The sequence below is a fragment of the Streptomyces sp. PTL18 genome, assembly GCF_059510295.1.
On sequence record NZ_JCAJZO010000119.1, the window covers coordinates 1 to 714 of the forward strand.

At 63.3% G+C, this 714-nt stretch carries 1 protein-coding gene and 1 pseudogene; one reads left to right on the forward strand and one right to left on the reverse strand.

Annotated features, from left to right (window positions below; genetic code table 11):
• Positions 1-89: 89 nt before the first annotated feature.
• Positions 90-437 (forward strand): annotated as a pseudogene (locus tag AC5WS8_RS39245) (transposase); the annotation flags it as partial.
• Between the two features lie 6 nt (positions 438-443).
• Here AC5WS8_RS39245 and AC5WS8_RS39250 read toward each other — a convergent pair.
• Positions 444-659 carry a bacteriocin immunity protein gene (locus AC5WS8_RS39250; RefSeq protein WP_496108251.1) on the reverse strand — a complete coding sequence of 72 codons (216 nt, stop codon included), beginning with the start codon at positions 657-659 and terminating at the stop codon, positions 444-446.
• Between the last annotated feature and the right edge of the window lie 55 nt (positions 660-714).

Genomic DNA, 714 nt, shown 5'->3' on the forward strand with positions numbered 1-714 from the left:
GCACGTTCATCGCCGTCGGCGCGTTCATCCAAGGGATCTCCGACTTGAGCCGAGGTCGCTGATCCCCGCTCCTGACTTCACCCACCTAGATCCGCCTCCCCCGCCTTGGACCGGGCAGGCCCCGCAAGAAGCCCCACAGCGTCGCCGCGGACCGGGCATACAGCAACCGCCCCTGCCGCGAGTACCTGCGACGTCGCGGCATCCCGCACACGATCGCAGAGAAGACCGACAGCCAGGCCGCTTGCCAACGCAAGGGCTCACGCGGCGGGCGGTCACCCGGCTTCGACCAGGACCGCTACAAGAAGCGCAACACCGTTGAGCGGGCCATCAACAAACTCAAGAACCACCGGGCTGTGGCCACTCGATACGACAAGCGCGGGTACGCGTTCCTCGGCACCGTCACGGCGGCCGCCATCGTCATCTGGCTGAGGGCTTGAAATCGTTCACAGCATGAACGGCTGGTAGGCCAAAGCCTGGTCAACGACTTGGGCTGCTGTCGGCTCTTGCCTGTCCTTCGGCCAGAAGATCAATCCAGCAACGTAGCCAGTCGGGCAGCCGAGCCCCCTGTCGAGCTCGTTCAGCACGCGCTGCATCTCGTCTTCATCGTACTCAACATTCATGACCTTCTGCACCAGCGTGACCGCTGTCTCGCGAGTCATCTGCAACTGAACCCACCCTTCGAGAGCAGAAGCACCCTACTCAAGCGCAAGATAG